At 71.7% G+C, this 24,652-nt stretch carries 24 protein-coding genes, 1 tRNA gene and 2 pseudogenes; 15 read left to right on the forward strand and 12 right to left on the reverse strand.

Features of this window, described 5'->3' with window-relative positions:
- Window positions 1-125 precede the first annotated feature (125 nt).
- The 3 genes from ABTZ91_RS30690 to ABTZ91_RS30700 all read left to right on the forward strand — a co-directional run bounded on the left by ABTZ91_RS30690 (window position 126) and on the right by ABTZ91_RS30700 (window position 2,735).
- Window positions 126-701 carry a TerD family protein gene (locus ABTZ91_RS30690; protein WP_352080493.1) on the forward strand — a complete coding sequence of 192 codons (576 nt, stop codon included), beginning with the start codon at window positions 126-128 and terminating at the stop codon, window positions 699-701.
- 31 nt (window positions 702-732) lie between these two features.
- Entirely contained in the window at window positions 733-1,875 is a 1,143-nt protein-coding gene (locus tag ABTZ91_RS30695; protein WP_352080494.1) for a DUF475 domain-containing protein, read from the forward strand.
- A gap of 122 nt (window positions 1,876-1,997) precedes the next feature.
- Entirely contained in the window at window positions 1,998-2,735 is a 738-nt protein-coding gene (locus ABTZ91_RS30700; protein WP_352080495.1) for a Tellurium resistance, read from the forward strand.
- A gap of 84 nt (window positions 2,736-2,819) precedes the next feature.
- Here the strand turns inward: ABTZ91_RS30700 and ABTZ91_RS30705 are convergent, their stop codons facing one another.
- Window positions 2,820-3,701: a TerD family protein gene (locus ABTZ91_RS30705; RefSeq protein WP_352080496.1), complete on the reverse strand. Its 882-nt coding sequence runs from the start codon at window positions 3,699-3,701 to the stop codon at window positions 2,820-2,822.
- 154 nt (window positions 3,702-3,855) lie between these two features.
- Between ABTZ91_RS30705 and ABTZ91_RS30710 the strand changes: the two genes are divergently transcribed.
- The 3 genes and pseudogenes from ABTZ91_RS30710 to ABTZ91_RS30720 form a co-directional block, all read left to right on the forward strand.
- On the forward strand, window positions 3,856-5,028 hold the full coding sequence (locus ABTZ91_RS30710) for an HpcH/HpaI aldolase/citrate lyase family protein (RefSeq protein ID WP_352080497.1): 1,173 nt from the start codon (window positions 3,856-3,858) through the stop codon (window positions 5,026-5,028).
- A 95-nt stretch (window positions 5,029-5,123) separates the two neighbouring features.
- Window positions 5,124-7,898: a phosphoribosyltransferase gene (locus ABTZ91_RS30715; protein ID WP_352080498.1), complete on the forward strand. Its 2,775-nt coding sequence runs from the start codon at window positions 5,124-5,126 to the stop codon at window positions 7,896-7,898.
- A pseudogene (locus ABTZ91_RS30720) lies at window positions 7,895-8,761 on the forward strand (HAD family hydrolase); the annotation flags it as partial. The gene ABTZ91_RS30715 and the pseudogene ABTZ91_RS30720, both read left to right, overlap by 4 nt.
- A 154-nt stretch (window positions 8,762-8,915) precedes the next feature.
- Here the strand turns inward: ABTZ91_RS30720 and ABTZ91_RS30725 are convergent.
- Window positions 8,916-9,584: a DedA family protein gene (locus ABTZ91_RS30725; RefSeq protein ID WP_352080499.1), complete on the reverse strand. Its 669-nt coding sequence runs from the start codon at window positions 9,582-9,584 to the stop codon at window positions 8,916-8,918.
- Between the two features lie 508 nt (window positions 9,585-10,092).
- Between ABTZ91_RS30725 and ABTZ91_RS30730 the strand changes: the two genes are divergently transcribed.
- Together ABTZ91_RS30730 and ABTZ91_RS30735 are read left to right on the forward strand one after the other, a co-directional pair.
- Window positions 10,093-11,217, forward strand: coding sequence for a sensor histidine kinase (locus tag ABTZ91_RS30730; RefSeq protein ID WP_407078065.1), 1,125 nt, complete (start codon window positions 10,093-10,095; stop codon window positions 11,215-11,217).
- The gene (locus tag ABTZ91_RS30735) at window positions 11,208-11,966 is read left to right on the forward strand and encodes a response regulator transcription factor (protein ID WP_352080500.1); all 759 of its coding nucleotides are present in this window, start codon (window positions 11,208-11,210) and stop codon (window positions 11,964-11,966) included. Before ABTZ91_RS30730 ends, ABTZ91_RS30735 begins: the two co-directional genes overlap by 10 nt.
- Window positions 11,967-12,014: 48 nt before the next feature.
- Here ABTZ91_RS30735 and ABTZ91_RS30740 read toward each other — a convergent pair whose 3' ends face one another.
- Entirely contained in the window at window positions 12,015-12,236 is a 222-nt protein-coding gene (locus ABTZ91_RS30740) for a zinc ribbon domain-containing protein (protein ID WP_352080501.1), read from the reverse strand.
- A 22-nt stretch (window positions 12,237-12,258) separates the two neighbouring features.
- On the reverse strand, window positions 12,259-13,509 hold the full coding sequence (locus ABTZ91_RS30745) for a hypothetical protein (RefSeq protein WP_352080502.1): 1,251 nt from the start codon (window positions 13,507-13,509) through the stop codon (window positions 12,259-12,261).
- A gap of 150 nt (window positions 13,510-13,659) precedes the next feature.
- On the opposite strand from ABTZ91_RS30745, the gene ABTZ91_RS30750 reads away from it, so the two are divergent.
- A tRNA-Val gene (locus tag ABTZ91_RS30750) sits at window positions 13,660-13,734 on the forward strand.
- A 72-nt stretch (window positions 13,735-13,806) separates the two neighbouring features.
- Here the strand turns inward: ABTZ91_RS30750 and ABTZ91_RS30755 are convergent.
- Window positions 13,807-14,075 (reverse strand): annotated as a pseudogene (locus tag ABTZ91_RS30755) (tyrosine-type recombinase/integrase); the annotation flags it as partial.
- Between the two features lie 52 nt (window positions 14,076-14,127).
- Here ABTZ91_RS30755 and ABTZ91_RS30760 point away from each other — a divergent pair.
- Complete coding sequence (locus ABTZ91_RS30760) at window positions 14,128-14,361, forward strand: hypothetical protein (protein ID WP_407078064.1); 234 nt, start codon at window positions 14,128-14,130, stop codon at window positions 14,359-14,361.
- Window positions 14,362-14,822: 461 nt separating this feature from the next.
- On the opposite strand, the gene ABTZ91_RS30765 is transcribed toward ABTZ91_RS30760, so the two are convergent.
- A complete protein-coding gene (locus ABTZ91_RS30765; protein WP_352080503.1) occupies window positions 14,823-15,854 on the reverse strand; it encodes an HNH endonuclease signature motif containing protein in 1,032 nt (343 codons plus the stop codon).
- Between the two features lie 282 nt (window positions 15,855-16,136).
- On the reverse strand, window positions 16,137-16,742 hold the full coding sequence (locus ABTZ91_RS30770) for a hypothetical protein (RefSeq protein ID WP_352080504.1): 606 nt from the start codon (window positions 16,740-16,742) through the stop codon (window positions 16,137-16,139).
- A 622-nt stretch (window positions 16,743-17,364) separates the two neighbouring features.
- Here ABTZ91_RS30770 and ABTZ91_RS30775 point away from each other — a divergent pair.
- Complete coding sequence (locus tag ABTZ91_RS30775) at window positions 17,365-18,264, forward strand: DUF4365 domain-containing protein (protein WP_352080505.1); 900 nt, start codon at window positions 17,365-17,367, stop codon at window positions 18,262-18,264.
- Between the two features lie 194 nt (window positions 18,265-18,458).
- Here ABTZ91_RS30775 and ABTZ91_RS30780 read toward each other — a convergent pair whose 3' ends face one another.
- Window positions 18,459-19,076 carry a PASTA domain-containing protein gene (locus ABTZ91_RS30780; protein WP_352080506.1) on the reverse strand — a complete coding sequence of 206 codons (618 nt, stop codon included), beginning with the start codon at window positions 19,074-19,076 and terminating at the stop codon, window positions 18,459-18,461.
- A 162-nt stretch (window positions 19,077-19,238) separates the two neighbouring features.
- Between ABTZ91_RS30780 and ABTZ91_RS30785 the strand changes: the two genes are divergently transcribed.
- Window positions 19,239-19,775: a DUF4231 domain-containing protein gene (locus tag ABTZ91_RS30785; RefSeq protein ID WP_352080507.1), complete on the forward strand. Its 537-nt coding sequence runs from the start codon at window positions 19,239-19,241 to the stop codon at window positions 19,773-19,775.
- Window positions 19,772-20,641, forward strand: coding sequence for an MBL fold metallo-hydrolase (locus ABTZ91_RS30790; RefSeq protein WP_352080508.1), 870 nt, complete (start codon window positions 19,772-19,774; stop codon window positions 20,639-20,641). The genes ABTZ91_RS30785 and ABTZ91_RS30790 overlap by 4 nt, the downstream gene beginning before the upstream one ends.
- Here the strand turns inward: ABTZ91_RS30790 and ABTZ91_RS30795 are convergent.
- Window positions 20,583-21,347 (reverse strand): GntR family transcriptional regulator, encoded by a 765-nt coding sequence (locus tag ABTZ91_RS30795; RefSeq protein ID WP_352080509.1) that lies wholly within the window; start codon window positions 21,345-21,347, stop codon window positions 20,583-20,585. The genes ABTZ91_RS30790 and ABTZ91_RS30795 overlap by 59 nt on opposite strands.
- A gap of 202 nt (window positions 21,348-21,549) precedes the next feature.
- On the opposite strand from ABTZ91_RS30795, the gene ABTZ91_RS30800 reads away from it, so the two are divergent.
- Together ABTZ91_RS30800 and ABTZ91_RS30805 are read left to right on the forward strand one after the other, a co-directional pair.
- On the forward strand, window positions 21,550-21,774 hold the full coding sequence (locus ABTZ91_RS30800; protein ID WP_352080510.1) for a hypothetical protein: 225 nt from the start codon (window positions 21,550-21,552) through the stop codon (window positions 21,772-21,774).
- A gap of 329 nt (window positions 21,775-22,103) precedes the next feature.
- Window positions 22,104-22,370: a DUF2277 domain-containing protein gene (locus tag ABTZ91_RS30805; RefSeq protein ID WP_352080511.1), complete on the forward strand. Its 267-nt coding sequence runs from the start codon at window positions 22,104-22,106 to the stop codon at window positions 22,368-22,370.
- Here ABTZ91_RS30805 and ABTZ91_RS30810 read toward each other — a convergent pair.
- The 3 genes from ABTZ91_RS30810 to ABTZ91_RS30820 all read right to left on the reverse strand — a co-directional run bounded on the left by ABTZ91_RS30810 (window position 22,330) and on the right by ABTZ91_RS30820 (window position 24,517).
- Complete coding sequence (locus ABTZ91_RS30810) at window positions 22,330-22,995, reverse strand: VTT domain-containing protein (RefSeq protein ID WP_352080512.1); 666 nt, start codon at window positions 22,993-22,995, stop codon at window positions 22,330-22,332. The two genes, ABTZ91_RS30805 and ABTZ91_RS30810, sit on opposite strands and share 41 nt — an antisense overlap.
- A 254-nt stretch (window positions 22,996-23,249) precedes the next feature.
- Window positions 23,250-23,726 carry a DoxX family protein gene (locus tag ABTZ91_RS30815; RefSeq protein WP_352080513.1) on the reverse strand — a complete coding sequence of 159 codons (477 nt, stop codon included), beginning with the start codon at window positions 23,724-23,726 and terminating at the stop codon, window positions 23,250-23,252.
- Between the two features lie 140 nt (window positions 23,727-23,866).
- Complete coding sequence (locus ABTZ91_RS30820) at window positions 23,867-24,517, reverse strand: HNH endonuclease family protein (RefSeq protein ID WP_352080514.1); 651 nt, start codon at window positions 24,515-24,517, stop codon at window positions 23,867-23,869.
- Window positions 24,518-24,652 lie beyond the last annotated feature (135 nt).

The following is a 24,652-nucleotide window of genomic DNA, read 5'->3' on the forward strand; positions in this document are numbered from 1 at the left end:
CGGATCTGAGCCCGCCGAGGGGGCGCGTCCGCTCACTCGGCGCGCCCCCGTGTGTACCTCCGCGTGACGTGGGGTACATCACAAGGGGCCCGCACACGCAGCAACCACCGGGGAGGAACCACGTCATGGGCGTCACGCTCGCCAAGGGAGGCAACGTCTCCCTCTCCAAGGCCGCACCCGATCTCGCCCAGGTGCTCGTGGGCCTCGGCTGGGACGCGCGGTCCACCACCGGAGCCCCCTTCGACCTCGACGCCAGCGCCCTGCTGTGCCAGTCGGGACGCGTGCTCGGCGACGACTACTTCGTCTTCTACAACAACCTCAAGAGCCCCGAGGGCTCCGTCGAGCACACCGGTGACAACCTCACCGGCGAGGGGGACGGGGACGACGAGTCCCTCATCGTGGACCTCACCAAGGTGCCGCCGCACTGCGACAAGATCGTCTTTCCGGTCTCGATCCACGAGGCCGACAACCGCGGCCAGACCTTCGGTCAGGTCAGCAACGCCTTCATCCGCGTGGTCAACCAGGCGGACGGCCAGGAGCTCGCCCGCTACGACCTCTCCGAGGACGCCTCCGGCGAGACCGCGATGATCTTCGGCGAGCTCTACCGCTACAACGGCGAATGGAAGTTCCGAGCGGTCGGCCAGGGGTACGCGTCCGGCCTCCGGGGCATCGCTCTAGACTTCGGGGTCAACGTTTCGTAAAGCCGCGTACTTGAAAACGATGGGGTAGACAGTGGTTCTGAAAACCTTCGGGTGGTCGTTCGCCGTCACGGCGCTCGGCCTCGCTTTCGCCGCTTGGCAGTGGGGGTGGGAGGCGTTCGGGGTCGTTCTGATCCTGTCGATCCTCGAGATCTCGCTGTCCTTCGACAATGCGGTCGTCAACGCCGGAATCCTGAAGAAGATGAATGCCTTCTGGCAGAAGATCTTCCTCACGATCGGCATTCTGATCGCGGTCTTCGGCATGCGGCTGGTCTTCCCCGTCGTGATCGTCGCCATCAGCGCCAAGGTCGGCCCGATCGAGGCCGTCCAGCTCGCGCTCGACCAGCCGGCGCAGTACAAGGCGCTGGTGACCGACGCCCACGCGGCGATCGCCGCCTTCGGCGGCATGTTCCTGCTGATGATCTTCCTCGACTTCATCTTCGAGGAGCGCGACATCAAGTGGCTCGGCTGGCTCGAGCGCCCGCTGGCCAAGCTCGGCAAGGTCGACATGCTGTCGGTCTGCGTCGCGCTCATCGTCCTGCTGGTCACGGCGATGACCTTCGCCACCCACGCGCACACCAGCGCCGGCCACATGGACAAGTCCGTGACCGTGCTGCTCTCCGGCGTCGCCGGCCTCATCACGTACCTCATCGTCGGCGGTCTCTCCGGCTACTTCGAGAACAAGCTGGAGGAAGAGGAGGAGCGCGAGCACGAGGAGGAGGAGAAGGCCAAGGCCGAGGGCAAGCCGGTCTCCGCGGTCGGCCTGGCCGGCAAGGCGGCGTTCTTCCTCTTCCTGTACCTGGAAGTCCTCGACGCCTCCTTCTCCTTCGACGGCGTCATCGGCGCCTTCGCCATCACCAACCACATCTTCTGGATGGCGCTCGGCCTCGGCATCGGCGCGATGTACGTCCGTTCGCTCACGGTCTACCTGGTCCGCCAGGGCACCCTCGACGAGTACGTCTACCTGGAGCACGGCGCCCACTACGCCATCGGCGCCCTCGCGGTCATCCTGCTCATCACCATCCAGCACGAGATCAGCGAGCTGATCACCGGCGGCATCGGCGTCGTCCTCATCGCGGCGTCCTTCCTGTCCTCCGTCCTGCGCAACCGGGCCATCGCGGCGGCCGGGGGAAAATCTGACTCCTCGGGCAAGACCGAGGTGAAGTCGGGGGTGTGACACCCCCGGCGATGAGGAACGCTTCTCTGCGGGGCGGCCGGAGCACCCGGCCGCCCCGCGGCGTGTGAGGCGTCGGACGGGGGCGGAGACGACATGGGTACGAGTGTGGGGGGTGCGGAGCCATGGGCTTCCTGGACAATCTCTTTCCGGGCAGGGGAGAGCCGTTCGACTCGGGCAGTCCCGCGTCGAACTCGATCGACCTGACCAGACGGCGCCCCAGCGTCTCCCTCAGCAAGCAGGGCGCCGCCACCGGCAACCTCCGGGTCAACCTGTCCTGGCGGATGCGGAGCTCCGACATCGAGCGCCGCCCCCGCCAGTCGAGCAGCCTGCTGCGCCACCCGCTGAAGCTCTTCAAGCCCGAGGAGGTCCAGGCCCACACCCAGGGCGTGGTCAACGTCGACCTCGACCTCGGCTGCCTCTACGAGCTGGCCGACGGCAGCAAGGGCGTGGTGCAGCCGCTCGGCGGCTTCTTCGGCGAGCTCAACGAGCCGCCGTACGTGAAGCTCAGCGGCGACGACCGGTTCGGGGCGCCGTCCGGCGAGACGATCTTCGTCAACCTCGATCACCGGGACGCCATCAAGCGCCTGCTGTTCTTCGTCTACATCTACGACCAGACGCCCGCCTTCGACCGCACCCACGCCAAGGTCACGCTCTACCCGAGCAACGGCCCGCGGATCGAGATCGAGCTGGACGAGGACGCCCCGCAGGCCCGCTCCTGCGCCGTCTTCACCGTCGAGAACGTCAAGAACGAGCTCGTCGTCCGCCGCGAGGTGCGGTTCGTGTACGGCTTCCAGGGCGAGCTGGACCGGCTGTACGGGTGGGGCCTGCAGTGGGGCCGCGGCTACAAGTCCAAGACCTGAGCGGGCCCGGCCCAAGCCCAGGGGCCGCGAGCCGGTCGCCCGGGTCCGCCGTGGGCTTGGGCCGTCGGCCGTGGGGCCGTGGGGTCAGCGTCCGACGAACTGCGGGCCCATCGGCGGCATGCGGAAGTCCGGGGCCGCGTGCGGATAGCCGTACGCGGGCGCGGGGGCCGGAGCCGGTGCGCCCGCCGGCTGCGGGTAGCCGTACGCCGGTGCCGGGGGAGCGGTGGGCTGCGGGGGTACGGGCGGGGGCGGCGGCGCCCCGGCCCCGGCCCCGGCCCCGGACGGGGTGTGGACCATGGTCGCGTCCGGGTCGTGGGCCTGGGTCCCGGCCTGTGCCTGCCCCTGGGCCTGTCCCTGCGCCTGCGCCTGGGCGTCGGTCTCGGACTCCGTACCGGCTGTGCCCTCCGCCGCGTCGTCGACCGACACCCCGAAGTCGGTGGCGAGCCCGACCAGGCCGGTCGGATAGCCCTGGCCCACCGCACGGAACTTCCAGCCGTCCCCGCGCCGGTACAGCTCGCCGCAGATGATCGCCGTCTCCTCACCGGTCTCCGCCGACACGTCGAAGAGCGCGAGCGGCTCCCGGTCCGCCGGCCCCGCCGCCGCGTCGTAGATCAGGATCCGCAGGTCGGAGACGCACCGGAAGGTGTCACCATCGGAGGAGGCGGCGATCACCACCTGGTCGACCGACGCGTCGAGCGCGCCCAGATCGGCCTCCACCGTGTCCGTGAGCCCCTCGGCGTCCCGCTTCTTCGCCAGCCGGCGCACCAGCCCCGAGGGATGGCGCGGCTGGTTGTAGAACACGAAGTCCTCGTCGGACCGCACGCGCCCGTCCGCGCCGAGCAGCAGAGCCGAGGCGTCCACGTCGGGCACCCCGGGTCCCGGAGTCCAGCGGAGCACGGCCCGTACGGCCGCGGTGTCGAGAGGGACGTTGGAGCCCTTCAGCATCGCGTGCGTCATGCCCGTCATCTTCCCTGCCCGGTCGCCTCCCGGACAACGTGGGGGGCCGGATGCGGACGAGTTACCTGAACTTCACGTACGCGGGGAACTACGGACACCCATACCTACGTACTATTACCGGCCACATGTCGTCAGGGCCTCAGGGGCCAGTCGGGGGAGATACATGCGTCATTTCGGGCACATCCCGGCCGCCACGCGGAGCGGGCTGTTCCACCAGGAGCCCGCCGAGTTCTCGGCCGGCTCGCCCGCGCCCACGCTCGCGGTGGCTCTCGGAGCCACGCTCTACAGCCCGGCCACCCGGCCCCGGCTCGCCGACGACGTGCGCAAACAGGCCGCGCGCGGCGTGGTCTCCATGGTGCTGTGCCTGGAGGACTCCATCAGCGACGCCGACGTCGAGGCGGGCGAGGACAACCTGGTCCGCCAGTTCGCCGCCCTCGCCGACCTCGCGGCGTCGCCCGGGGACCTGCCCCTGCTGTTCATCCGGGTCCGCGAGCCCCGCCAGATCACCGACCTCGTCGCCCGGCTCGGCGAGACGGTACGGCTGCTGTCCGGGTTCGTGCTGCCCAAGTTCACCGAGACCCGCGGCCGCCCCTTCCTCGAAGCGCTCACCGCCGCCGAGCAGGCCTCGGGCCACCGGCTCTTCGCCATGCCCGTCCTGGAGTCCCCCGAGCTGCTCCACCTGGAGACCCGGGCCGAGACCCTGGCCGGCATCGCCGCCCTCACCGACAAGTACCGCGAGCGGATCCTCGCCCTCCGCCTCGGCGTCACCGACTTCTGCTCCCACTACGGGCTGCGCCGCTCGCCCGACATGACCGCCTACGACGTCCAGATCGTGGCCCATGTCATCGGCGACGTCGTCAACGTCCTCGGCCGTTCCGACGGCACCGGCTTCACCATCACCGGCCCCGTCTGGGAGTACTTCCGCCCCGGCGAGCGCATGTTCAAGCCCCAGCTGCGCCGCAGCCCCTTCCTGGAGGGGCGCGCCGAGGACCTGCGCACCGCCCTCATCCAGCACGACCTCGACGGACTGCTGCGCGAGATCGAACTCGACCGGGCCAACGGCCTGCTCGGCAAGACCTGCATCCACCCCACCCACGTGGTGCCGGTCCACGCGCTGTCCGTCGTCAGCCACGAGGAGTTCAGCGACGCCCAGGACATCCTGCGGCCGGAACGCGGCGGTGGCGGCGTGCTCCGATCCGCCTATACGAACAAGATGAACGAGGTGAAGCCGCACCGCGCGTGGGCCGAGCGGACCCTGCGGCGCGCCGAGGTCTTCGGCGTCGCCCGCGAGGACGTCGGCTTCGTGGAGCTGCTCACCGCCGGACTCGCCGGCTGACCGCCGGCCGACGGCCGAACCGCCGGGCGCACCGGACTGCCGGGCTCACCGGTTGAACCGCCGGGCTCACCGGCTGACGAAGGGACAACGACGACGTGGTGTGGACCGGAACCTGGGTCGCGGAGCGACTGGGCGTCGAACTGATCGGCGACGAGGAGCTACCGGGCCTGCTGGGCCTCGCACTGCGCCGCAACCCCAAGCGCGCCCATCTGCTAGTCTCCAACGTGCTCGGCAAGCACGTGCCGCAGCGCCCCTCGGTGGTGCGGGAGGCCGGCCACGGCCTGGGCGTACGGGTACGGGAGCTGCTCGGCGACGAGGAGGCGGCGCGGGCCGTCGTCCTCGGCTACGCGGAGACCGCGACCGGCCTCGGCCACAGCGTCGCCGACGGCCTGGCCCTCGCCCCGTACCTGCACTCCACCCGCCGGCCCGTCCCCGGCGTCGCCCCGGCCGGCGGCTTCGAGGAGTCCCACTCGCACGCCACCTCCCACCTGCTGCTCCCCGAGGACCCGAAACTGCTCGCGGGCGACGGCCCGCTGGTGCTGGTCGACGACGAGTTCTCCACCGGCAACACGGTCCTCAACACCATCCGCGACCTGCACGAACGCCACCCGCGCGAGCGCTATGTGGTGGTCGCCCTCGTCGACATGCGCGGCCCCGTCGACCGCGACCGCCTCACCGCCTTCGCCGCCGAGCTCGGCGCCCGCGTCGACCTGGTCACCCTGGCGGCGGGCACGGTGGGGCTCCCGGACGGCGTCCTGGAGAAGGGCCAGGAGCTGGTGGCCCGCCACGAGGCCGCGGCGGCGACCGCCCGCCAGGAGGCCGGGGTGGGGACTGCCAGCCAGGAGGCCGCGGTGGCGACCGGCGCCTCCCCGGTGCCGGGGCCGTCCCCGGCTCCCCGACGGTCCCCGGCTGCCGGGCCGTCCCCTGCGCCGCCCGCGCCGCCCGCGCCGCCCGCCCCGCGCACGCCGCCCGCGCCGCTCGCGCCCCGCCGCGCCCCCGTCCGCGTCGACCTCGCCTGGCCGGCCGGAGTCCCCGACGGCGGCCGCCACGGCTTCACCCCGGAGCACCGGAACCGCCTCGAAGCGGCCCTTCCTGCCATGGCGGCCCGGGTCGCCGAGGCTCTTGCCGCCGGGGGGCCCGACGGCGCCGCCGCCGCGCCCCGTGTGCTCGTCCTCGGGTTCGAGGAGCTGATGTACGCGCCGCTGCGGCTCGCCGAGGAGCTGGAGCGGCGGGGGACGGACGTCCGCTACTCCACCACCACCCGCTCGCCCGTCCTCGCCGTCGACGACCCCGGCTACGCCATAAGGACCCGGCTCGTCTTCCCCGCGCACGACGCGCCCGCCGACGGCCCCGGCGAGCGGTACGCGTACAACGTCGCCGGCGGCGGCTTCGACGCGGTCGTCGCCGTCGTCGACTCCGTCGCCGACACCCCGGAGCTCCACGCCCCGGACGGCCTCCTCGCCCGGCTCGCCGCGCACATACCGCACGTGGTCCTGGCCGTCGTCCCCTCGTACGTGCCCCGGGCCGCCGAAGCCCCAGGCTCCCTCCGGAGCTCCGCCGGCCTCCCGGCCCAAGGCTCCCTCCGGACCTCCGCCGGCCTCCGGACTCCTGACGCCCTCCGGAGTCCCGACGCCCTCCGGACTTCCGACACCCCCCGGACTCCCGACGCTCTCCAGACTCCCGAAGCTCCCGAAAGGAGCTCCATGCTGCCCGAGCCCCTCCGCGGCCCCGCCTTCTCCTCGTACGCGCCCGAGGAGGTCGGCTGGCTGCTCCAGGACCTCTCGGACGTGGAGCTCGAGGCCCCGACCGAGGAGCGGGAAGAGGCCATCCAGAGCGGCGGCGCGCACTACGCCGAGTCGCTGCCCGTCGAGTACCAGCCCAGCGAGCGCTACCAGGAGCTGTTCCACAGCGCCCTGGAGGCATCCGCCGCCCGGATCGCCCGTGCCGTCGGCACCGTCACCGAGACGGTCCTGGCGGAGCGGGGCGCCCGGCGGCCCGGCCGGAGCCCCGTCCTCGTGTCCCTGGCCCGGGCCGGGACGCCCGTCGGCGTGCTGATGCGCCGCTGGGCGGAGCACCGGCACGGCCTGGCACTCCCGCACTACGCCGTCTCCATCGTGCGCGGCCGCGGCATCGACGCCAACGCGCTGCGCTGGCTCGCCGCACACCACGACCCGGCCGACGTCGTCTTCGTCGACGGCTGGACCGGCAAGGGCGCCATCACCCGCGAACTGGCCGCCGCCCTCCGGGAGTCCGGCGAGTTCCAGGGCTTCGACCCGGAGGTCGTGGTCCTCGCCGACCCCGGCTCCTGCGTGCGCACCTACGGCACCCGCGAGGACTTCCTCATCCCCTCCGCCTGCCTCAACTCCACCGTCTCCGGCCTGATCTCGCGCACCGTCCTGCGCTCCGACCTGGTCGGCCCGCACGACTTCCACGGCGCCAAGTTCTACCGGGAGCTCGCCGGCTCCGACGTCTCCGGCGCGTTCCTCGACGCCGTCGCCGCCCGCTTCGACGAGGTCGCCGACACCGTCGACGCCGACGTCAAGGAGCTCCTCGGCACCGACCGTACGCCCACCTGGGAGGGCTGGGCGGCCGTCGAGCGGATCAGCGAGGAGTACGGCATCCACGACGTCAACCTGGTCAAGCCGGGCGTCGGCGAGACCACCCGGGTCCTGCTCCGCCGCGTGCCCTGGAAGATCCTCGCCAAGCGGGGCGCCGGCGCTGACCTGGCGCACGTACGACTGCTCGCCGAGCAGCGCGGGGTACCGGTCGAGGAGGTCGACGAACTGCCGTACAGCTGCGTCGGCCTGATCCACCCCCAGTACACCAGGGGTGCGACAGGGGCCGACGGCAAGGCGGTGGTGACCCGATGAGTTCCTCTCGTACGCCCGCGGGCGGCTCCGCGCCCGTCCTGGTCGCCAGCGACCTGGACCGCACCCTCATCTACTCGACCGCCGCGCTCGCCCTCGGCATGCCCGACGCCCAGGCGCCCCGGCTGCTCTGCGTCGAGGTGCACGAGTCCAAGCCGCTCTCCTACATGACGGAGGAAGCCGCCGACCAGTTGCGGGCGCTCACCGAGGAGACCGTCTTCGTCCCGACGACCACCCGCACGCGCAAGCAGTACCAGCGCATCAGCCTCCCCGGCGGGGAGGGCGAGGAGGGCGGCGGCCGCCGCGGCGCCACCCCCACGTACGCGATCTGCGCCAACGGCGGGCACCTGCTGGTCGACGGCGTCACCGACCACGACTGGCACGCCGACGTGCTCCGCCGGATCGCCGACGCGTGCGCCCCGCTCTCCGAGATCCGCGCCTACTTCACCGCCACCACCGACCTGTCGTGGGTGCGCAAGCACCGCGTCGCCGAGGACCTGTTCGCCTATCTCGTGGTCGAGCGGGAACGGCTGCCGGAGGAATGGCTCGCGCGGTTCACCGAGTGGGCCGGCGAGCGCGGCTGGACGGTCTCGCTGCAGGGCCGCAAGGTGTACGCGGTGCCGAAGCCGCTCACCAAGAGCGCCGCCGTCCGCGAGGTCGCCCGGCGCACCGGTGCCGCCCTCACCCTGGCCGCAGGCGACTCGCTCCTCGACGCGGACCTGCTGCTCGCCGCCGACCGCGCCTGGCGCCCCGGCCACGGCGAACTCGCCGACGCCGACTGGACCGCGCCGCACGTGGAGGCGCTGCCCGAGCGGGGCGTGGCGGCGGGCGAGGAGATCCTGCGCCGCTTCCGGACGACGGCGAGGGAACAGGGGACCGGCTGGTTCAGGGCGCCCGACCTGCTGTCCCCCGGTCTGCCGTCGCCGGATCGTCTGTCGTCGGACCTTCCGCCGTCGGAGCTTCCGTCACCGGGTCTCACCTCACCGGGCCTGACGTCACCGGGTCTCACCTCACCGGGGCTTACGTCACCGGGCCTTCCGTCGTCGGGCCTTCCGAGGCCCGGTGCGCCCGCGCCCGGCGTGCTCCCCGACCCGGCCTGAGCGCCCGTACGATCCGCAGCGCGACGAAGCACACCGCCGCGACCGCCGCCGTGACGAGCACCGCCTTCGAGTAGACCGAGACGTAGTCGGTGACCTGCTCCCAGTTCTCGCCGAGGACGTACCCGGCGAGGACGAAGGCGGTGTTCCACAGCGCGCTGCCGAGGGCGGTGAGGGCGAGGAAGACCGGCAGCGGCATCCGTTCGACCCCGGCCGGCACCGAGATCAGACTGCGGAAGATCGGCACCATCCGGCCGAACAGCACCGCCTTCGTGCCGTGCCGGGCGAACCACGCCTCCGTCCGTTCGATGTCCGCGACCTTCACCAGCGGCAGCCGCGCGGCGATCGCGATCACCCGCTCCCGCCCGAACAGCGCGCCCACGCCGTACAGCGCGAGCGCGCCGACCACCGACCCGGCCGTGGTCCACAGCAGCGCGGCGAGCAGCCCCATCCGCCCGGTGGAGGCGGCGAAGCCGGCGAGCGGCAGGATCACCTCGCTGGGGAGGGGCGGGAACAGGTTCTCCAGGGCGACGGCGAGGCCCGCACCGGGCGCGCCGAGGGTGTCCATCAGGCTGTTGATCCAGGTTTCCATGCCGTCGACGCTAGGAATCCGGGCGCCGGGGCGGACTGCTGCCGGCCGCAGGGATCGGTGTGGTTTTCCGCAGGGTGCGCGAGCGCGGGGCCCGCTAGCGTGGACGATCATGAGAGATCTGGGGGCGGACGACGGGCGGCAGGGGCCGCGGACGGCTGCGGCGAGCGGGGGAGGGACGGTGACGGCCTCGGGGCGGCAGACGGCGGCGGCCAGGGCCGCGGCCATGCTCCCCCCGACCGGGGCTGCGGGACCGGGCGAGGGCTCGGCCGGGCCTGCCGGGCTGGGTGCGGGCTCGGATGAGGATGCCGAGCGGGGTGTGGGGTCGGCCGGGGCTGCGGGGCCGGGTGAGGGCTCGGATGAGGATGCCGAGCGGGGCGCGGGGGCGGCCGGGGCTGCCGGGTCGGGTGCGGGCTCGGCCCCCTGGCGACGTACGGCTGCCGCGCCCCTGACCGCGGCCGCCAGGCCCTTGACCGCCGCAGCCGCGCCTCTGCCTCTCACCGCCGCGCCCCTGTCCCTCGCCGCCGCCACCGCCCTGCGCACGGCGGCCGGTCTCGCGCTCGGCGCCGTCGCCGTGCTCCTGGAAGCGGTGGCCGCGCTCGCCGTGCTCCCGCTCGTGGCGTGGCCGCGCGGCCGGCGGGCGGTGACGGCGGCGGCCGGTCGGGTCGTGGGGCTGGAGCGGTGGCGGCTCGACCGGTTCCTCGGCGTCCGCGTCCCGCCGTACGGGCCGGGGCGGGCGCGCACGGTCCCGTACCTCCTCGCGCGCTGGCCGATCGGGCTCCTCGGCGGGATCGTCCTCGGCTGCGCGGCGATCGGACTCGCGTATCTCGGCTTCGCGCTCGCCGGCTGGCTCTTCGTCGACCTGCGGGAGCCGCTGATGGTCGTCCTCGGCGGCCTCGGCGGGCTGCTCCTCCTCTTCCTCGCGGGCCAGGGCATCGGCCAGGTGGCGCGCATGGACGGGGCACTGGCGCTGCGGATGCTCGGGCCCAGCCAGGCCGACGCGCTGGAGGCCCGGATCGCCGAACTCGCCGCGAGCCGCGCCGAGATCATGGACGTCGTCCACGAGGAACGCCGCCGTATCGAGCGCGACCTCCACGACGGCGTGCAGCAGCGGCTCGTCGCCCTCGGCATGCTCATCGGCCGCGCCCGCCGCAGCCAGGACCCCGAGCGCGCCGCCGAACTGCTGTTCCAGGCCCACGAGGAAAGCCGCCGCGCGCTCGCCGAACTGCGCGAGGTGGCCTGGCGGGTGCACCCCGCGATCCTGGACCAGGCGGGCCTGCGGACCGCCCTGGAGGCGGTCGCCGAGCGCGGCCCGCTGCCGGTGCGCCTCGACTACGCCGTCGCCCGCGACCGGGACCTGCCGAAGGCGGTGGAGACGGCCGCGTACTTCGTCGTGTCGGAGGCCGTGACGAACGTGGTCAAGCACGCCGGGGCGAGCGCGGTGGAGGTTCGAGTGACATGGGAGGACGGGGAGTTGGACGTACGGGTACGGGACGACGGCGGCGGTGGCGCGGACCCCGGCGGCAGCGGTCTGGCCGGCCTGGCGAGCCGGGTCGCCGCGCTCGACGGGCGGCTCGTGGTGGACAGCCCGGCCGGCGGGCCGACGGAGATCCGGGCGGTGCTGCCGTGCGCGTGATGCTGGCCGAGGACTCGACCCTGCTGCGCGAAGGGCTCGTACGGCTGCTGGCGGAGGAGGGCCACGAGGTGCGGGCCGCCGTCGGCACCGCCGTCGAACTGCTCGCGGCCGTCGAGGCGGACCCGCCGGACGTGGTCGTCGCCGACGTCCGCATGCCGCCCACCCACACCGACGAGGGCCTGCGCGCCGCGCTGGAGATCCGCTCCCGGCTGCCGGAGGTGGGAGTCCTGGTGCTGTCGCAGTACGTGGAGAAGCGGTACGCGACGGAGCTGCTGACCGGCGGGGCCGCGGGCGAGACCGGGACCGGCGGCGAGAGGGCGGCCGGCGGCGGGAGCGGGGCCGGGGTCGGGGGCCGGGGCGGAGGTGGGAGCGGGGCTGCGGTCGGGGCCGGGGGCCGAGGCGGCGTGGGGTATCTGCTGAAGGACCGGGTGGCGCAGGTCGACGAGTTCCTGGACGCCCTGGAACGGGTGGGGCAGGGGCGCACGGCCTTCGATCCGGAGGTCGTACGCCGCCTGCTCGTCCGCTCGTCCCACACCGACCCGCTGGCCCGCCTGACGCCGAGGGAATCGGAGGTGCTCGCGGCGATGGCGCAGGGCCACACGAACGCGTCGGTGGCGGCGCGGCTGCACGTGTCGCGCAGCGCGGTGGAGAAACACATCAACGCGATCTTCGACAAGCTGGGACTGACGGGCCGGAGCGACGGCTACAGCAGGCGGGTGCTGGCGGTGCTCAGGTACCTGGACAGCTGACGTCGCCGCACCCGGCCCCGGCCGCGCGCTCCCTGCCGTGTGCGGGATCTAGCCGCAGCAGCCCCCGCCGCAGCAGCCGCCACCGCCACCGCCTCCGCCCGCGGAGGGACCGGCCTGGGCGGCGGTGCCGCCCACGGCGACGGCGGAGAGCAGCTTCACGGTGTCGTCGTGCCCGGCGGGGCAGGCGGCGGGAGCGGAGGACTCGGCCATCGGACGGCTGAGCTCGAAGGTGTCGCCGCAGGTGCGGCAGCGGTACTCGTAACGGGGCATGGCCCCAGGTTACGGCGTCGGGTCAGGGCTTCGCCCGCTCCTCGCGGATCCGCTCGACGACAGCGTGGGCGGTCGCGCGGATCGCCTCCAGCTCGGTGAGGAAGGCCCAGTAGTCGGGGTGACGGCCGGTGCCGAGGGAGGCGACGGCCCGGTCGAGCCGGGCGACGGCGGCGTCGAGGGGCTGGGCGTGCCGGGGGTCGGGGGTGGTGCGGCCGGCCATGGCGAGCCGCTGGGCGTCGCGGAGGGCGAAGCGGGCCCGGTCGATGTCGGCCTGCGGGTTCTTGGCGACGGCGTCGAGGCGGCGCAGCCGTTCGCCGGCGGCGGAGACTCCCTCGTCGGCGGTGTTGAGCAGGGCGCGGGCGGTGGCGAGCAGCGCGGTGGCGTCGGGCCAGCGCTGCTCCTCACGGGCCTTCGCCGCCTCCGCGAGCCGGTCCTCGGCCTGCCGTGCGGCGGTGACGGCCTGTTCCGGCACGTGCTGGAGGTCCTGCCAGCAGGCGGCGGAGAAGCGGCGGCGCAGCTCGGACAGGACGGGTTCGACCCCTTCGGCCCGGGTGGTGAGGGCCTGGGCGCGGGTACGCAGCGACACGAGCCGCTTGTCGATCTCCGCGGCCCGCTCCGGGAGGCGTTCGGCCTCGGCCCGTACCGCCTCGGCCTCACGCAGCACCGTGTCGGCGCGCTGCAGCGTGGCGGTGACACCATGCCGCCCGGCGCCTTCGTTGAGCCGGGTCAGCTCGGGCCCGAGGCGGGCGAGCCGGAGGGCGAGGTCGTCGGCGCGCAGACCCTGCTCCCGGACCCTGTCGAGAGCGGTGCTCGCGGAGCGGAGCGCCGCTCGCGCCCGCTCGACGGCGGGCGCGAGCCGGGCCAGCTGGGTCTCCGCCCGGTCGAGCAGCGGGGCGAGCCCCTGCTCGAACCGGTCCAGCTCGCCCTTGACCCGCACCAGCTCGTCCCTGGCCCGCTCCAGCTCCGTACGGGCACGCCCGGCGGTCGCCGCGTCCAGCTCGTCCCGGTCCAGGTCATGCGCGTCGACGGCGGTGATGTAGCCGTGGCTGACCTCGTCGATCCGCCGCCCGAGCGCCGCGAACCCCTCCGCGGCGCGCCGGGCGTCCGCCGAGTCGTCCACGGCCGTGATCGTCTCGATGGAGATCCTGAGCCCGCGCTGAGCGGTGTCGAGCTCGTAGAACGCGGCCGCGGCGGCGTCCTTCGCCGCCTGCGCCTCGGCCCGCCGGCTCTCGTCCCGCCCCCCGAACCACCGCCGGGTCCTCTCGGTCGCCACGTCGCCCTCTCCCCGTGCTGTGTCCGCCGCCCTGCCGGGTCCGGTTCATTGTCCCACCTGGTGAGGACGACGACACGGCCCGATCAGTTCACCCGGGTATCGGTTTGCGGCACCCACCGGTCGGCCATGTACGCTGTTGCCTCATTCCACGGGTGCGTAGCTCAGGGGTAGAGCGCTGCTCTTACAAAGCAGATGTCGGCGGTTCGAAACCGTCCGCGCCCACCAGTGCAAAGGCCCCCAGCCGATCATGGCTGGGGGCCTTTGACATCCACATCTGACATCAACGGGGACGGTTGGTCACGCCCGGGGACGGCCCCCGAGCAGCCGGTCCATGTGACTCACGGCCTCGCGCTGGGTGTCCTGGACGACGTGCGTGTAGACGTTCATCGTCACGGCGATCTGGCTGTGTCCGAGGATCTCCATCACGACGCGGGGCGGGACGCCGGCGGCGGTCAGGAGCGTCGCCGTGCCGTGCCGGGCGTCGTGTAGCCGGACGACGCGGAGACCGGCGTTCTTGGCGACGCGGGGAACGAGCGGTAGAGGTTGCGCGGCTCGATGGGCTGGCCCGGTGCGCGTGGCGTCCGCGAGGTCTGAGAAGAGACCGGCATTCGCGTCGAGGTGCACGAGCTGGCTGGGGTCTACCAGAACAGGACGCGGGGCATCGTCGCCCTGGTCTTCCGATGCGGGCCCGCGGGCGGCGCCGAGCGCACGTCGGACGAGTCGACGGCGGTCGAGTGGCTGACGTCGGCGGAGGTCGAGGAGCGCATGGCCGAGGTCTTCACGACTCTCGTGCAGCCCCTCATGGATGGGGAGGTCTCCGCGCAGGAGGGGAGGACATCCTGGAGGACCTAAGGCGCGGCCTGGTGTGCCCTCACATCAGCGACTACATCATCTGGGACTTCGATCCGGGGCTGACTGCCGAGTAGGTCGTCGACAGGGCACCGGCCTACAAGCCGATCGCCCTCTGAGGGCAGTGCGGTAAGACTTTCTCTACTTCATCAAGGCACCCGCCGCGCATGGCGCGGCGCGCGCGGCCCGTCGCCCGGGCCTGCGCTCCTGTCTCCGCCCCGCTCCAGCCCGACCGCCGGCCGCACGCCTGACAGCTCGGGTTGATGGGTGGGGAACGCCGCTGTGGCTGGGGCGGTCGGCTCCACGGCTTTAGGCAGCCACTTTGGGCGAGCCTCTAAGATCATGGCCCCCACGTCGTGCTTTACCGGGCAGGTCCACAGACTGCCCGACGCGCCGGAAGCTTACGGGGCCATGATCACTCGCCCCAAAGCAGCTCCCGCCCAAAGCCGCTCCGCCGACCTTCTTTAAGTCTCACTGCCGTGGTCCAAGTCGAAGCGGTAAACCGTATAGCTTGTCCCATCTTCATCGGTAACCGTCTGTTGCGCCCGTTCAATCAGCTCAACCACGTCAGCATAAGCCTCCCTGTCTCCATCGTAACGGTAGAGGACTCTAAGCTGGAACGGGTCCTCCTTCTCCTCAATCTCTTCCCGCCGGGACTGAATAACAGATTTCAATTCATCATGCCAGCCAAGCTCTTCAAGAGCCCGAATCTCCCACCAAAGATCACCCTCTGCCCTGGCTTCCTTCAACGCCTCAATAAAAAGCCCCTCGACCAGGCCGCTCTGTACGATCTCTTTCAAATAAAAGGCCGCAGCGAAGGGACGCCGATCATCAAGGTCCTCGATGATTCCATTGACGTACGCGCGCACCGCATCCTGCGTTTTCCCTAGAGTTCTGAATAGTCGAGCAAGCTGCGTCTGACTTGCATGAGGGCCCTGCGAGAGACGTCGAACCTCTCGCCGAATCACCTCTTCAGGAATATTCTCAGACTTCCCTTGCTCTTCACGGAGGAGGCAGTGCATTTCATCTGAAACTCCTGATGTGATCGCTTTCTCGGTGTACTTGTCGCGGAGCTCAGTATTCCCGATCGCGGCATAATGCAGAGCGAGGTCCGCCCAATCCTCCTTTTCCAGGTTGATCTCCGCAACCGACGTCGCTAGCCGTAGTTCAAGCTCCCTGTCTTCCAAGTCAGAGATTTCAGGTGCACTTGATCTCCTAGACTCAGCCACAGTGCCGATCCAATGATCTCGGTAGAGTCGCACCTGATCGGCATCCAGCTTCCTACCGAAACCGCCTCTGATCTGAGTTAAGTCATGGCAGTCTAGACACAGGACCGCGAGATTGGTGAACTTATTATTTGAGGGGTCATCATCAATATGATGAATCTGAATCGGCTTCCCTTTTGCCCGACAGACGCAGCAGGTCCTATCGGCTGCAAAAAGTACTTGAGCAGCAAGCTCGGACGGAATTCTGACCCGATTCTTCTTGGCAGGCATGGGATGATTTTAGGACGCTAGGTCAGTCTGCATGGTCTGTTCGTTGAAACAAGTTGCCGTCGTACACCAGAGGCACGGTCGGCGCTACACGACAACGTCCGCACCCTTGTTGCCCCCAACGTAAAAGCGCCCTCCCAGGCCGTCCTCGGGCAGTGGAAGGGCGCTCAACGATGCCTCAACGTCGACAACTGCCAATAGCTCAGCAGCAGGTCAGAACGTTGATCGATAAGGCGGCCGCAGGTCACGGCCACGCGTGATCAGTTGTGGCTGACCTGACCGCTGCTAGGCAGCGCGTGGGTTGGCCGATGGAAGGAGCGGTTCGTGGCGGTGCCAGATGAGGTAGCGGTCCTCGCGGCGAAGCTCTGCTGACCCCCACTCAACCCGCATGACCCCCTGCGTCATTGAGCAGGCGTACGCCACGATGATCAGCCGTAGCTCGGACGGAAGAAGCGCGATGTCGGGGTGCAGATGCTGTTCCTCCAGCTCCTCCAGGCCGAGGTCAAGTGACTGCTGCATCGGCTCTGGGCCGTGGCGCCGGATTAGGTCAGCTCGGAAGCCGACAGCCTTCCGAAGTCTGGCCGCTGTGACCGGCACATCCTTCTTCGCATACCGGATGGGATAGATGACGTTGCTGCCGACGACCATGACCGTGCGCCCCTGTAGCCGCCGGGCTACTGCTGCCTCGAGCGGCGCCAGGCCGGCGGCAAGCGTCTCGTATTGTGCCGCATGGAGCCCATGGCCGTAGGCTTCCAGGGTCTGGGTGTGGACCCCTTCGTGGCCGTTACGTGCCCTGTCGTGGGCTTCCACGAGGCACGCGGGGATCGTCTTGGCCAGCTGGCCGGCCGCGGTGCCGAAAGTCGCTCTGGCCCAGGGTGTTACTGCACTCACAGGCGTCGCCCTCCCCCTGCGTTGTCAGAACGCCGAGCTGCATGCTCACCACGGTGTGGGAGACGGCTCCGGCTTGCAAGAGGGCACTGATGCACAGGCCGCGTTCGCGCACATCCGCTGACATCCCCAGCTGACATCAACGCGGGCGGACACCCGCAGCTTTGGGCGGCCCTTGAGGCGTGCCGACGCCCGGGGCACAACCAGTCGTGAAGGGAGCCCGGGCGAACTTACAAAGCAGATGTCGGCGGTTCGAAACCGTCCGCGCCCACCGTGACGAAGGCCCCCTGCCGATCATGGCAGGGGGCCTTCGACGTCTCCGTCCGGCATCGACGGGAGCTGCCCTTCAGCCGGCGGTGCCGTCTCCTGAGCAGGATCCATGTGACACCGGCTGTGCTCGAGGATCTCCGTCACGACGCGGGGGCCGACCGAGTGGACACGCAATCCAGGTGTCGTGGACGAGCTCACCGGCGTCTACAAGCCGCGTGCGGGAGGAAAGGGTCCCTGGCTCACGGATCCGCGCGCCGAACAACGCCCCAGGTCAGGCAACAGGCCCGCCCTCCGCTCTCCGGAGGGAGCATGATGCGTCTCCGCACCCACATGTCCAGAGGGGGGCCACGCAGACATGATGCAACGCAAGCCGTCCGCCAAAGTAGCCGGCATCGGCGTGACGCAGACCCGGCTCGCAGTCGAGGACGAACTGGGTTGGCTCTTCCGGGAGCAACCGGCAGAGGATTTCGGCATCGACGCGCATGCCGAGGTCGTCGACGGGGAGCGGGTGAGAGGCCGACTGCTCGCCTTGCAGATCAAGAGCGGCTTGAGCTGGTTCAGAGAACGGGGCGAAGGCGGTTGGTGGTTCCGGCCAGATGCCGCACACGTGGAGTACTGGACGAATCACTCCTTGCCCGTCGTGGTCGTGCTTTACCACCCAGAGAGCAAGCGCTGCTACTGGCAGCTGGTCAACCGGGAGACGCTCGTCGAAACGTCCAGCGGGAGCTGGAAGTTGCTGGTACCCGAGGCTCACGTGCTCGACGGGACTGCGAGAGCGGCACTGAGTCAGGCTGCCGAGGGTGACCCGTACACACTCCGCATTCGGGAACTACAGCTCGCGCGTCCGTGGATGAGGATGCTGCTGGAGGGCGTGCGACTCGTGATCGACATCGAGGAGTGGGTGAACAAGACTTCGGGACGCGGCACCATTGCTCTGGGCGTGGACAACGAGGACGGCGGAAGTCCTGAGCCGATTGCCAGTTGGACCGTTTTTCTGGGGCGGTCGAGCTACGTCGAAGTAGTTCCGAAGCTTTTCTCCTGGGCGGATGTAAGCCTGCATGAGGAAACCTACGACGACGCCGAATACGATGACTATCCGTACGAACGGGACGACTGGGGGGCCCTGCACCCCTACATGAACCCCTCCGGCGAGGTCGATTTCTACCGGCTGGAGCTGACTCTGAACGATCTGGGCCGAGCCTTCCTGCTGGTGGACCGATTCGCCATGGAAGGACCGCGACAGTTGACTGCCTAGGGGAGGCGACGAGCCCCTCGCCTTGGGCGGGCACCCTCGACGGTGGCCCAGACGTCTCCGCCCTGCGTGTCGCGGTCGAAGGCTGAGCACGGGCAATGTCGGCCATGCCGTGGCATGTGAAGGGTTCCGCTCCAGGCGGACCCCGTGCGGCGGGCCGAGGCCCCGCCAGGCGGCAGGGCCTCGGGGGCGGGGTGTCAGCAGCTCTCGCCGAACTTCACGGCCGTCAGCGTCACCGGTTGGCCGTCGAGCCTCGTGCCCGGGGCCGGGGTCTGGGTGCAGACCTGCCAGTTGGACTCCATGAGGACCATGCGGCCCTGGGCGGAGGCGTCGGTGACGGTGAGGCTCGTCGAGGTGTCCAGGGACTGGCGGGCGACCTTCACGGACTTGCCCGTGAAGTCGGGCATGGTCGAGGCGGTCGTCGGTTCGGTGCCGCCCGCGTCCTCGGGCGGGCAGGTCTCCTCCAGCTTGACCGTGGCGAAGTCGACCTTCGTGTCCGTCGGGTGCTCGCCGGGAGCCGGGGTCTGACCGCACACCTTCCAGTTCCGGTCGAGGGCCTGAAGGCGGCCCCGGCCCAGGGCGTCATGGGAGTGCAGGTTGTGGAAGCCGGCGGCCTGAGCCTGGTCCTGGGCGGACTGGAGGCCCTTGCCCGTCATGTCGGGCAGGGCCGCCGGCTTCGCCCCCGCCTCGGGCGCGGCGGTGGTCCGGGTGGCGGGGGGCTTGTCGCCGGGGGGCGTGCCGCTGTCCTCGCAGGCGGTGGCGGTCAGGGCGAGCGCCGCGGCGGCGACGAGGGCGGTGGTGAGGTGCTTGCGCATCTCGCCAGACTGCCGGACGCGTACGGCCCGTGGGGGTACGACCCTCTCGTGACACAGTTCGGTGACCGTCGTCGCCCCGCGGCCGCCACCGTACGGGCGGGGTCCGGCCGCGGCGTCGTGCCGCCTTGACGTGTTCATAGCGGGGGCGGTGTACTCCGGCGCATGGAAGACGTGGGGGACGCGCCCGAAGGGCAGGCGTGGAGCGGGGTCATGACGCCGCAGCGGTATGTGGACGAGCGGCTCGCGCAGTACCAGGAGTGGTACGACCGCAAGGCCACCAAGATGAAGGCGATGCACCTGCGGATGCGGACCGTCTCCGTGGTCGGGGGTGCGCTGGTGCCCGTGCTCGTGAACCTGGACGTCGGGTTCGCGCGGATCACCGCGACCGTCCTCAGCCTCATCGTGGTCGCGTCGGTGTCGCTGGAGAGCGTCTACCGCTACCGCGAGCAGTGGAAGAACTACCGGTCGACCGAGCAGCTCCTCGGGCACGAGCGCGTGTACTTCTCCGCCCGGGTCGGGCCGTACCACGGACTGTCCGACCGGAACGCGTTCACCACCCTCGTCGCCCGCGTGGAGAAGGCGATCGCCAGCGAGAACTCGGCGACGCTCAACGTCATGACCCTCGGCGGGCAGGTCAGCACCGAGCTCCAGCAGTACGGGCTGCCCACCCAGCGCCAGGGCGAGGCGGCGGGCGCGTGACGGGCCTGCGCGTCACCGTCCTCGGCTCCGCCACCCCCTATCCCGCCGCCGGCAACCCCTGCTCCGGCTACCTCCTGGAGGGCGGCGGCGTCCGCGTCTGGGTCGACGCCGGCAGCGGAACGCTCGGAGAGCTGCGGCGGTACGTGGCACTCGGCGACCTCGACGCCGTATGGATCTCGCACCTGCACGCCGACCACTGCGCCGATCTGCTCACCGCCTTCTACGGGCTGCTCTACGCCGACGTACGCCGGGACGCTCCCTTGCCGCTGTTCGGGCCGCCCGGCACCGCCGACCGGCTGGCCGGCTTCCTCACCAACGGGCCACACCGCAGCCCCGTCGAAAGCGCCTTCGCCTTCACCGAGTCGTACGACGGGCAGCGCACCCGGCTCGGAGGGCTGACGCTGCTCACTCGCGCCGTCGAACACGGAGGGCTGCCCGCCTTCGGCCTTCGCGTGGAGGCGGGCGAGGGGGCGGACGTGGAGACGAGCGAGGGTGCGCGCGAAGGGGCGAAGGGCGCCGAGCCGGTCGTGTTCGCGTACTCCGGGGACAGCGAGCCCTGCCCCGCGCTCACCGAACTCGCCTGCGGCAGCGACCTCCTCCTCTGCGAGGCGGACGGAGCAGGGCCCGGGCACCACACGCCCGAGGAGGCCGGGCGGACCGCCGCCGACGCCGGGGCCGGGCGGCTGCTCGTGACCCATGTGGGGCCGGCGATCGCGCCGGAGGCGGCGGTGCGGGAGGCGGCCGGGGCATTCGGCGGGCCGGTCGAGTACGCCGCGCCCGGCCGGACCTTCACCGTCACCGCCCCGGTCACGCGTCGAAGTCGTACTCCAGGACGTACGAGGCCGAGTCCAGCGTCATCTCGTTGAACTCGACCGCGGCTCCGGCCTCCGTCACCGCCGTCCGGCTGATGAGGATGACCGGGGTGCCGGGACCGAGCGCCAGCCGGGCGGACTCCTCCGCCGTCGGCATCCGGCAGCGGATCTCCTCCCGGAAGCGGACCGGCCCGTGGCCCCGTTCGGCGAGCCGGGCGTAGGTGCCGCCGGGGCCGGTGTCCGGCTCCGTGACGGCCGTGCCCGCGGCGAGAGCCGCCGGAAGGTACGAGACGGAGACGAGCACCGGTTTCCCGTCCAGCACGAACCGCCGGCTGCGCACGCACACCGGCTCGTCGGGCGAGCCCAGGCCGAGGATCCCGGCCACCCGCGGCCCGGCGGGGGCGGCCGGGGTCACCTCGATCTGGTCGACGACGAGCGCACGGTCCTCGATGTCGGCCGACCAGACCGAACGTCCGTTGCCCCACTGGTCGCGGCCCAGCCGGGGAATGCCCCGGCGGCGTACCGGACGGAAGGAACGGACGAAGACACCGGCGCCCCTACGGGCCTCGGCGAGACCCTCGTCGCGCAGGACGGACAGGGCCTGGCGGGCGGTCATCCGGGCCACGTCGTAGGTGGACATCAGATCGTTCTCGCCGGGGAGCCGGTCACCCGGCGCGAAGGTGCCCGACTGGATCGCGGTTCTCAACTCGTCGGCGATCCGCTGGTACTTGGGTCGCCGGCCGCTCTCCTGGTCAGTCATGGGTGGACCACTCCCTTCCGTCTGCGGGACACCCTACGGCGCGTTTCTCGGGCCCGGTGCACACGTGTGCGCGGGCCCGCGCGGCCGGTCCATCCTTCGGGCGACTTCTCTAGAGACGCGTTGACACCGGGAGGTCTCCGGGCTTCCCTGGGGTCTGTCGATCTCCACAGCCGCTGGCCCAGCAGCCGGAACGGAGGGATGCGTGCAGCCCGTGCCCGAGGTCGGAGACCTCGTACGTGACACCGCCACCGGTCGGGTCGGTTTCTACGTCGACAGCGTCGCCGGCCGCTTCCTGATCCGCCCGGTGCGCGGCGGCCGCGCGTGGGAGGCGGAACCCGCCGACGTACAGCTCGCCACGCCCCTGCGGGAGCTGCGCGCCCGGGCCGCCGAGATCAACGCCCGGAGCCGGCGGAGCCTGGGGATGTGAGGCCGGGGTGCGAGGCGGAGGCGTGAGCGCGGGGGTTTGGGCGCGGGGTCGTGAGCCGGGGTCGTGAGCTGGGGGCGTGCGCCGGAGATGTGGCCGGGCGATGCGATGGGGATGTGGGCGGTGGGGCGTGGCCGGGCGACCTGGCGGGGTGGCGTGACTGGGGCGAGCGTGGTCCGAGGTCTGGCCCGGGGCTGACCTGGGGGCCTGGCGTGGGGGCGGAGGCTCGACAGCGTCGGGATGCTGTACGGCCCGGGGCCCGGTCCGGCCCGGGGGCGAGGGCCTGACGGCGTCGGAGCGGCGTTGTCAGTGGGGCGCGTCACACTGGAGGCATGTGCCGCAGCATCAAGACACTCCGACCGCCCGCCCTGCCCCACGAGGCCACCGAGGACGACGTGCGCGCCGCCGCGCTGCAGTTCGTCCGCAAGGTCTCCGGCTTCCGCGCGCCCGCCGCGCACAACCGGGAGGTGTTCGACCGGGCCGTGGACGAGATCGCCGAGGCCACGGCCCGGCTCCTCGACGACCTGGAGATCCGCGGTGGGCATCCGGCGCGGCCGGTCAGGCCGCCGGAGCGGGAGCCGCAGCCGGACGCCGTATGACACAGGCCGCCAGCGTGCCCGCCAGGAAGAGCGCCAGGACCGGTACGCAGGCGCCGAGCCAGGTCGCGCCCAGCCAGCGGCCGCCGAGCCAGCCGAGGCCCACGCCGTAGGTCGCCCACACCACGGCCGCCAGGGCCGACCAGGGCAGGAAGTCGCGCAGCCGGCGCCCGGTCGCGCCCGCGCCGAGGGAGACGACCGAGCGGCCGGCGGGGGCGAAGCGGGCCAGGACGACGAGCAGGCCGCCGCCGCGGGCCAGCGTCTCGCCGAGACGATCCTGCGCCACGGCGAGGCGGCGCGAGCGGGTGACGGCGCGACCGAGCCGTGTCCCGCCGCGCCGGGCCAGGCGGTACGCGGCGAGGTCGCCCAGCACCGAGGCCGTGGCCGCACAGAGGAGGAGGGGGAGCAGGGCGGGCGCGTACGGCACCTCGGCGACGGCCCCGGCGGCTCCGGCCGTCGTCGCCGTGGCGGCTCCGGCGGCGGCCGTGGCGGCGGTGACCACGAGGATGCCGCTCGGCAGCACCGGCAGAAAGACGTCGAGCAGGATCGACGTCGTCACCGCCGCGTAGATCCACGGGCCCGCGGTCAGCGACTGCAGTGACCACCCCGTGCCGTCGAGCACGTTCACAGCGCCAGAGCCTACGCGGGGGGCACCGGGCCGCCGCCGACGGGGCGGTGGATCGGCCCCAGGCCAGGGCCCAGGGCCCAGGACACAGGGCCCATTGCCCGTGGCCCGCGGCGGCCCACGGCCCGGCCCACGGCCTCGGGCTCTGCGGCCCAGGGCCCCACGGCTCAGGGCCGTGGGACCCTGGGCCCCGCCGCCCCACGCCCCGCTCCCTCCGCGGCCGGCCGCCGACCGCCGATCCGCCTACGCGGCCGCGCTCACGCGGTGACCGGCGACGCCGGCTTCTGCTTGTCCTCCTCCGGGCGTTCGCCGGAGGTCGCCCCACGGGGGCGGAAGAGGCCGTCGAGGGCGAGGGCGCCCGGGCCCGTGAAGACGAGGAGGAGGAAGGCCCAGCAGAAGAGGGCGGCGGGCTCGCCGGCGTTCTGGAGGGGGAAGAGGGCCTGCGGCTGGTGGACGTCGAAGTACGCGTAGGCCATGGAGCCGGAGGCGAGGAACGCCGCGCCGCGGGTGCCGAGGCCCAGGATGACCAGGGCGCCCGCGACGAGCTGGATGACGGCCGCGTACCAGCCCGGCCAGCTGCCGGTCGGCAGGGTCGCGCCGGTGCCGCCGGCGCCCCCGAGCACGCCGAAGAGCGAGGCGGCGCCGTGGCAGGCGAAGAGCAGGCCGATGACGATCCGGAAGAGGCCGAGCGCGTAGGGCTGGGCCTGGTTCAGGCGGCTCGCAAGCGAGTTCATGAGGGGAAGGACTCCTTCGGTCCGGGCCGCGCGAGACGCGCGGGCCGTGGGGGACGGTGCACCGATGAGGCCCTCAGGTTAGGCACCCCTCACTATTACTTGCAAGTTCAACAACAAGCCCTTCGCGCGCCGTCGCGGAATCAGCAGCCGTTGAGGACCGACTGCAGCGCGCTCTTCTCCGCCGAGTCGACGCTGAGGTTCCAGTGGTACTTGACGTGCACCCACATCCGCGCGTACATGCAGCGGTACGAGATCCGCGGCGGCAGCCACTCCGCCGGGTCCTGGTCGCCCTTCGCCTGGTTGACGTTGTCGGTGACCGCGATGAGCTGCGGGCGCGTCAGGTCGTTGGCGAAGGACTGCCGCTGGCTGGTGGTCCAGGAGTTGGCGCCCGAGCGCCAGGCCTCGGCCAGCGGGATGACGTGGTCGATGTCGACGTCGGAGGCGAGGGTCCAGGTGGCCCCGTCGTACTCCGAGTACCAGCTTCCGCTGACCGCCGCGCAGTTGGAGTCGGTCACGACGTTGACGCCGTCCCGCTTGAGCACCACCTCGCGGGTGTTGCAGGTGCCGGACTGGGTGATCCAGTGCGGGAAGAGGTCCCGGCTGTAGCCGGTGGAGGAACCTTCCGCCTTCACCGTCAGCGAGCTCAGGTACGTACGGGCGGTGGCCGCGCTGACCGGGGTCGGCGGGGCGGCCTGGGCGGCCGGGGCGGTGGCGAGCAGGCCCGTGGCGGTGACGGCGGCGGAGGCGGCGAGGACGGCTATTCGACGCGCGTAGACGCGGGCGGCGGACATGCGAACTCCCTTGATGTGGGGGGACCTTGCCGGACGGCTCGGTCAGCGTGGCGGCACCGGGTTTCCGTGGGGGGTGCGCCAGGTAACAGCGTGGCGACATGCACACGTCACATCAAGGGTGCGGGCGTGAGGAAT

Source organism: Streptomyces sp. NPDC126499 (assembly GCF_040302485.1).
GTDB lineage: Bacteria > Actinomycetota > Actinomycetes > Streptomycetales > Streptomycetaceae > Streptomyces.

Coding starts and splice junctions, on each gene's coding strand:
- ABTZ91_RS30705 (WP_352080496.1), bottom strand. CDS start 3,701: ATGACGGGCATGACGCACGCGATGCTGAAGGGCTCCAACGTCCCTCTC.
- ABTZ91_RS30785 (WP_352080507.1), top strand. CDS start 19,239: ATGGAAGACGTGGGGGACGCGCCCGAAGGGCAGGCGTGGAGCGGGGTC.
- ABTZ91_RS30815 (WP_352080513.1), bottom strand. CDS start 23,726: ATGAACTCGCTTGCGAGCCGCCTGAACCAGGCCCAGCCCTACGCGCTC.
- ABTZ91_RS30795 (WP_352080509.1), bottom strand. CDS start 21,347: ATGACTGACCAGGAGAGCGGCCGGCGACCCAAGTACCAGCGGATCGCC.
- ABTZ91_RS30805 (WP_352080511.1), top strand. CDS start 22,104: ATGTGCCGCAGCATCAAGACACTCCGACCGCCCGCCCTGCCCCACGAG.
- ABTZ91_RS30725 (WP_352080499.1), bottom strand. CDS start 9,584: ATGGAAACCTGGATCAACAGCCTGATGGACACCCTCGGCGCGCCCGGT.
- ABTZ91_RS30765 (WP_352080503.1), bottom strand. CDS start 15,854: ATGCCTGCCAAGAAGAATCGGGTCAGAATTCCGTCCGAGCTTGCTGCT.
- ABTZ91_RS30700 (WP_352080495.1), top strand. CDS start 1,998: ATGGGCTTCCTGGACAATCTCTTTCCGGGCAGGGGAGAGCCGTTCGAC.
- ABTZ91_RS30690 (WP_352080493.1), top strand. CDS start 126: ATGGGCGTCACGCTCGCCAAGGGAGGCAACGTCTCCCTCTCCAAGGCC.
- ABTZ91_RS30740 (WP_352080501.1), bottom strand. CDS start 12,236: ATGCCCCGTTACGAGTACCGCTGCCGCACCTGCGGCGACACCTTCGAG.
- ABTZ91_RS30820 (WP_352080514.1), bottom strand. CDS start 24,517: ATGTCCGCCGCCCGCGTCTACGCGCGTCGAATAGCCGTCCTCGCCGCC.
- ABTZ91_RS30775 (WP_352080505.1), top strand. CDS start 17,365: ATGATGCAACGCAAGCCGTCCGCCAAAGTAGCCGGCATCGGCGTGACG.
- ABTZ91_RS30780 (WP_352080506.1), bottom strand. CDS start 19,076: ATGCGCAAGCACCTCACCACCGCCCTCGTCGCCGCCGCGGCGCTCGCC.
- ABTZ91_RS30710 (WP_352080497.1), top strand. CDS start 3,856: ATGCGTCATTTCGGGCACATCCCGGCCGCCACGCGGAGCGGGCTGTTC.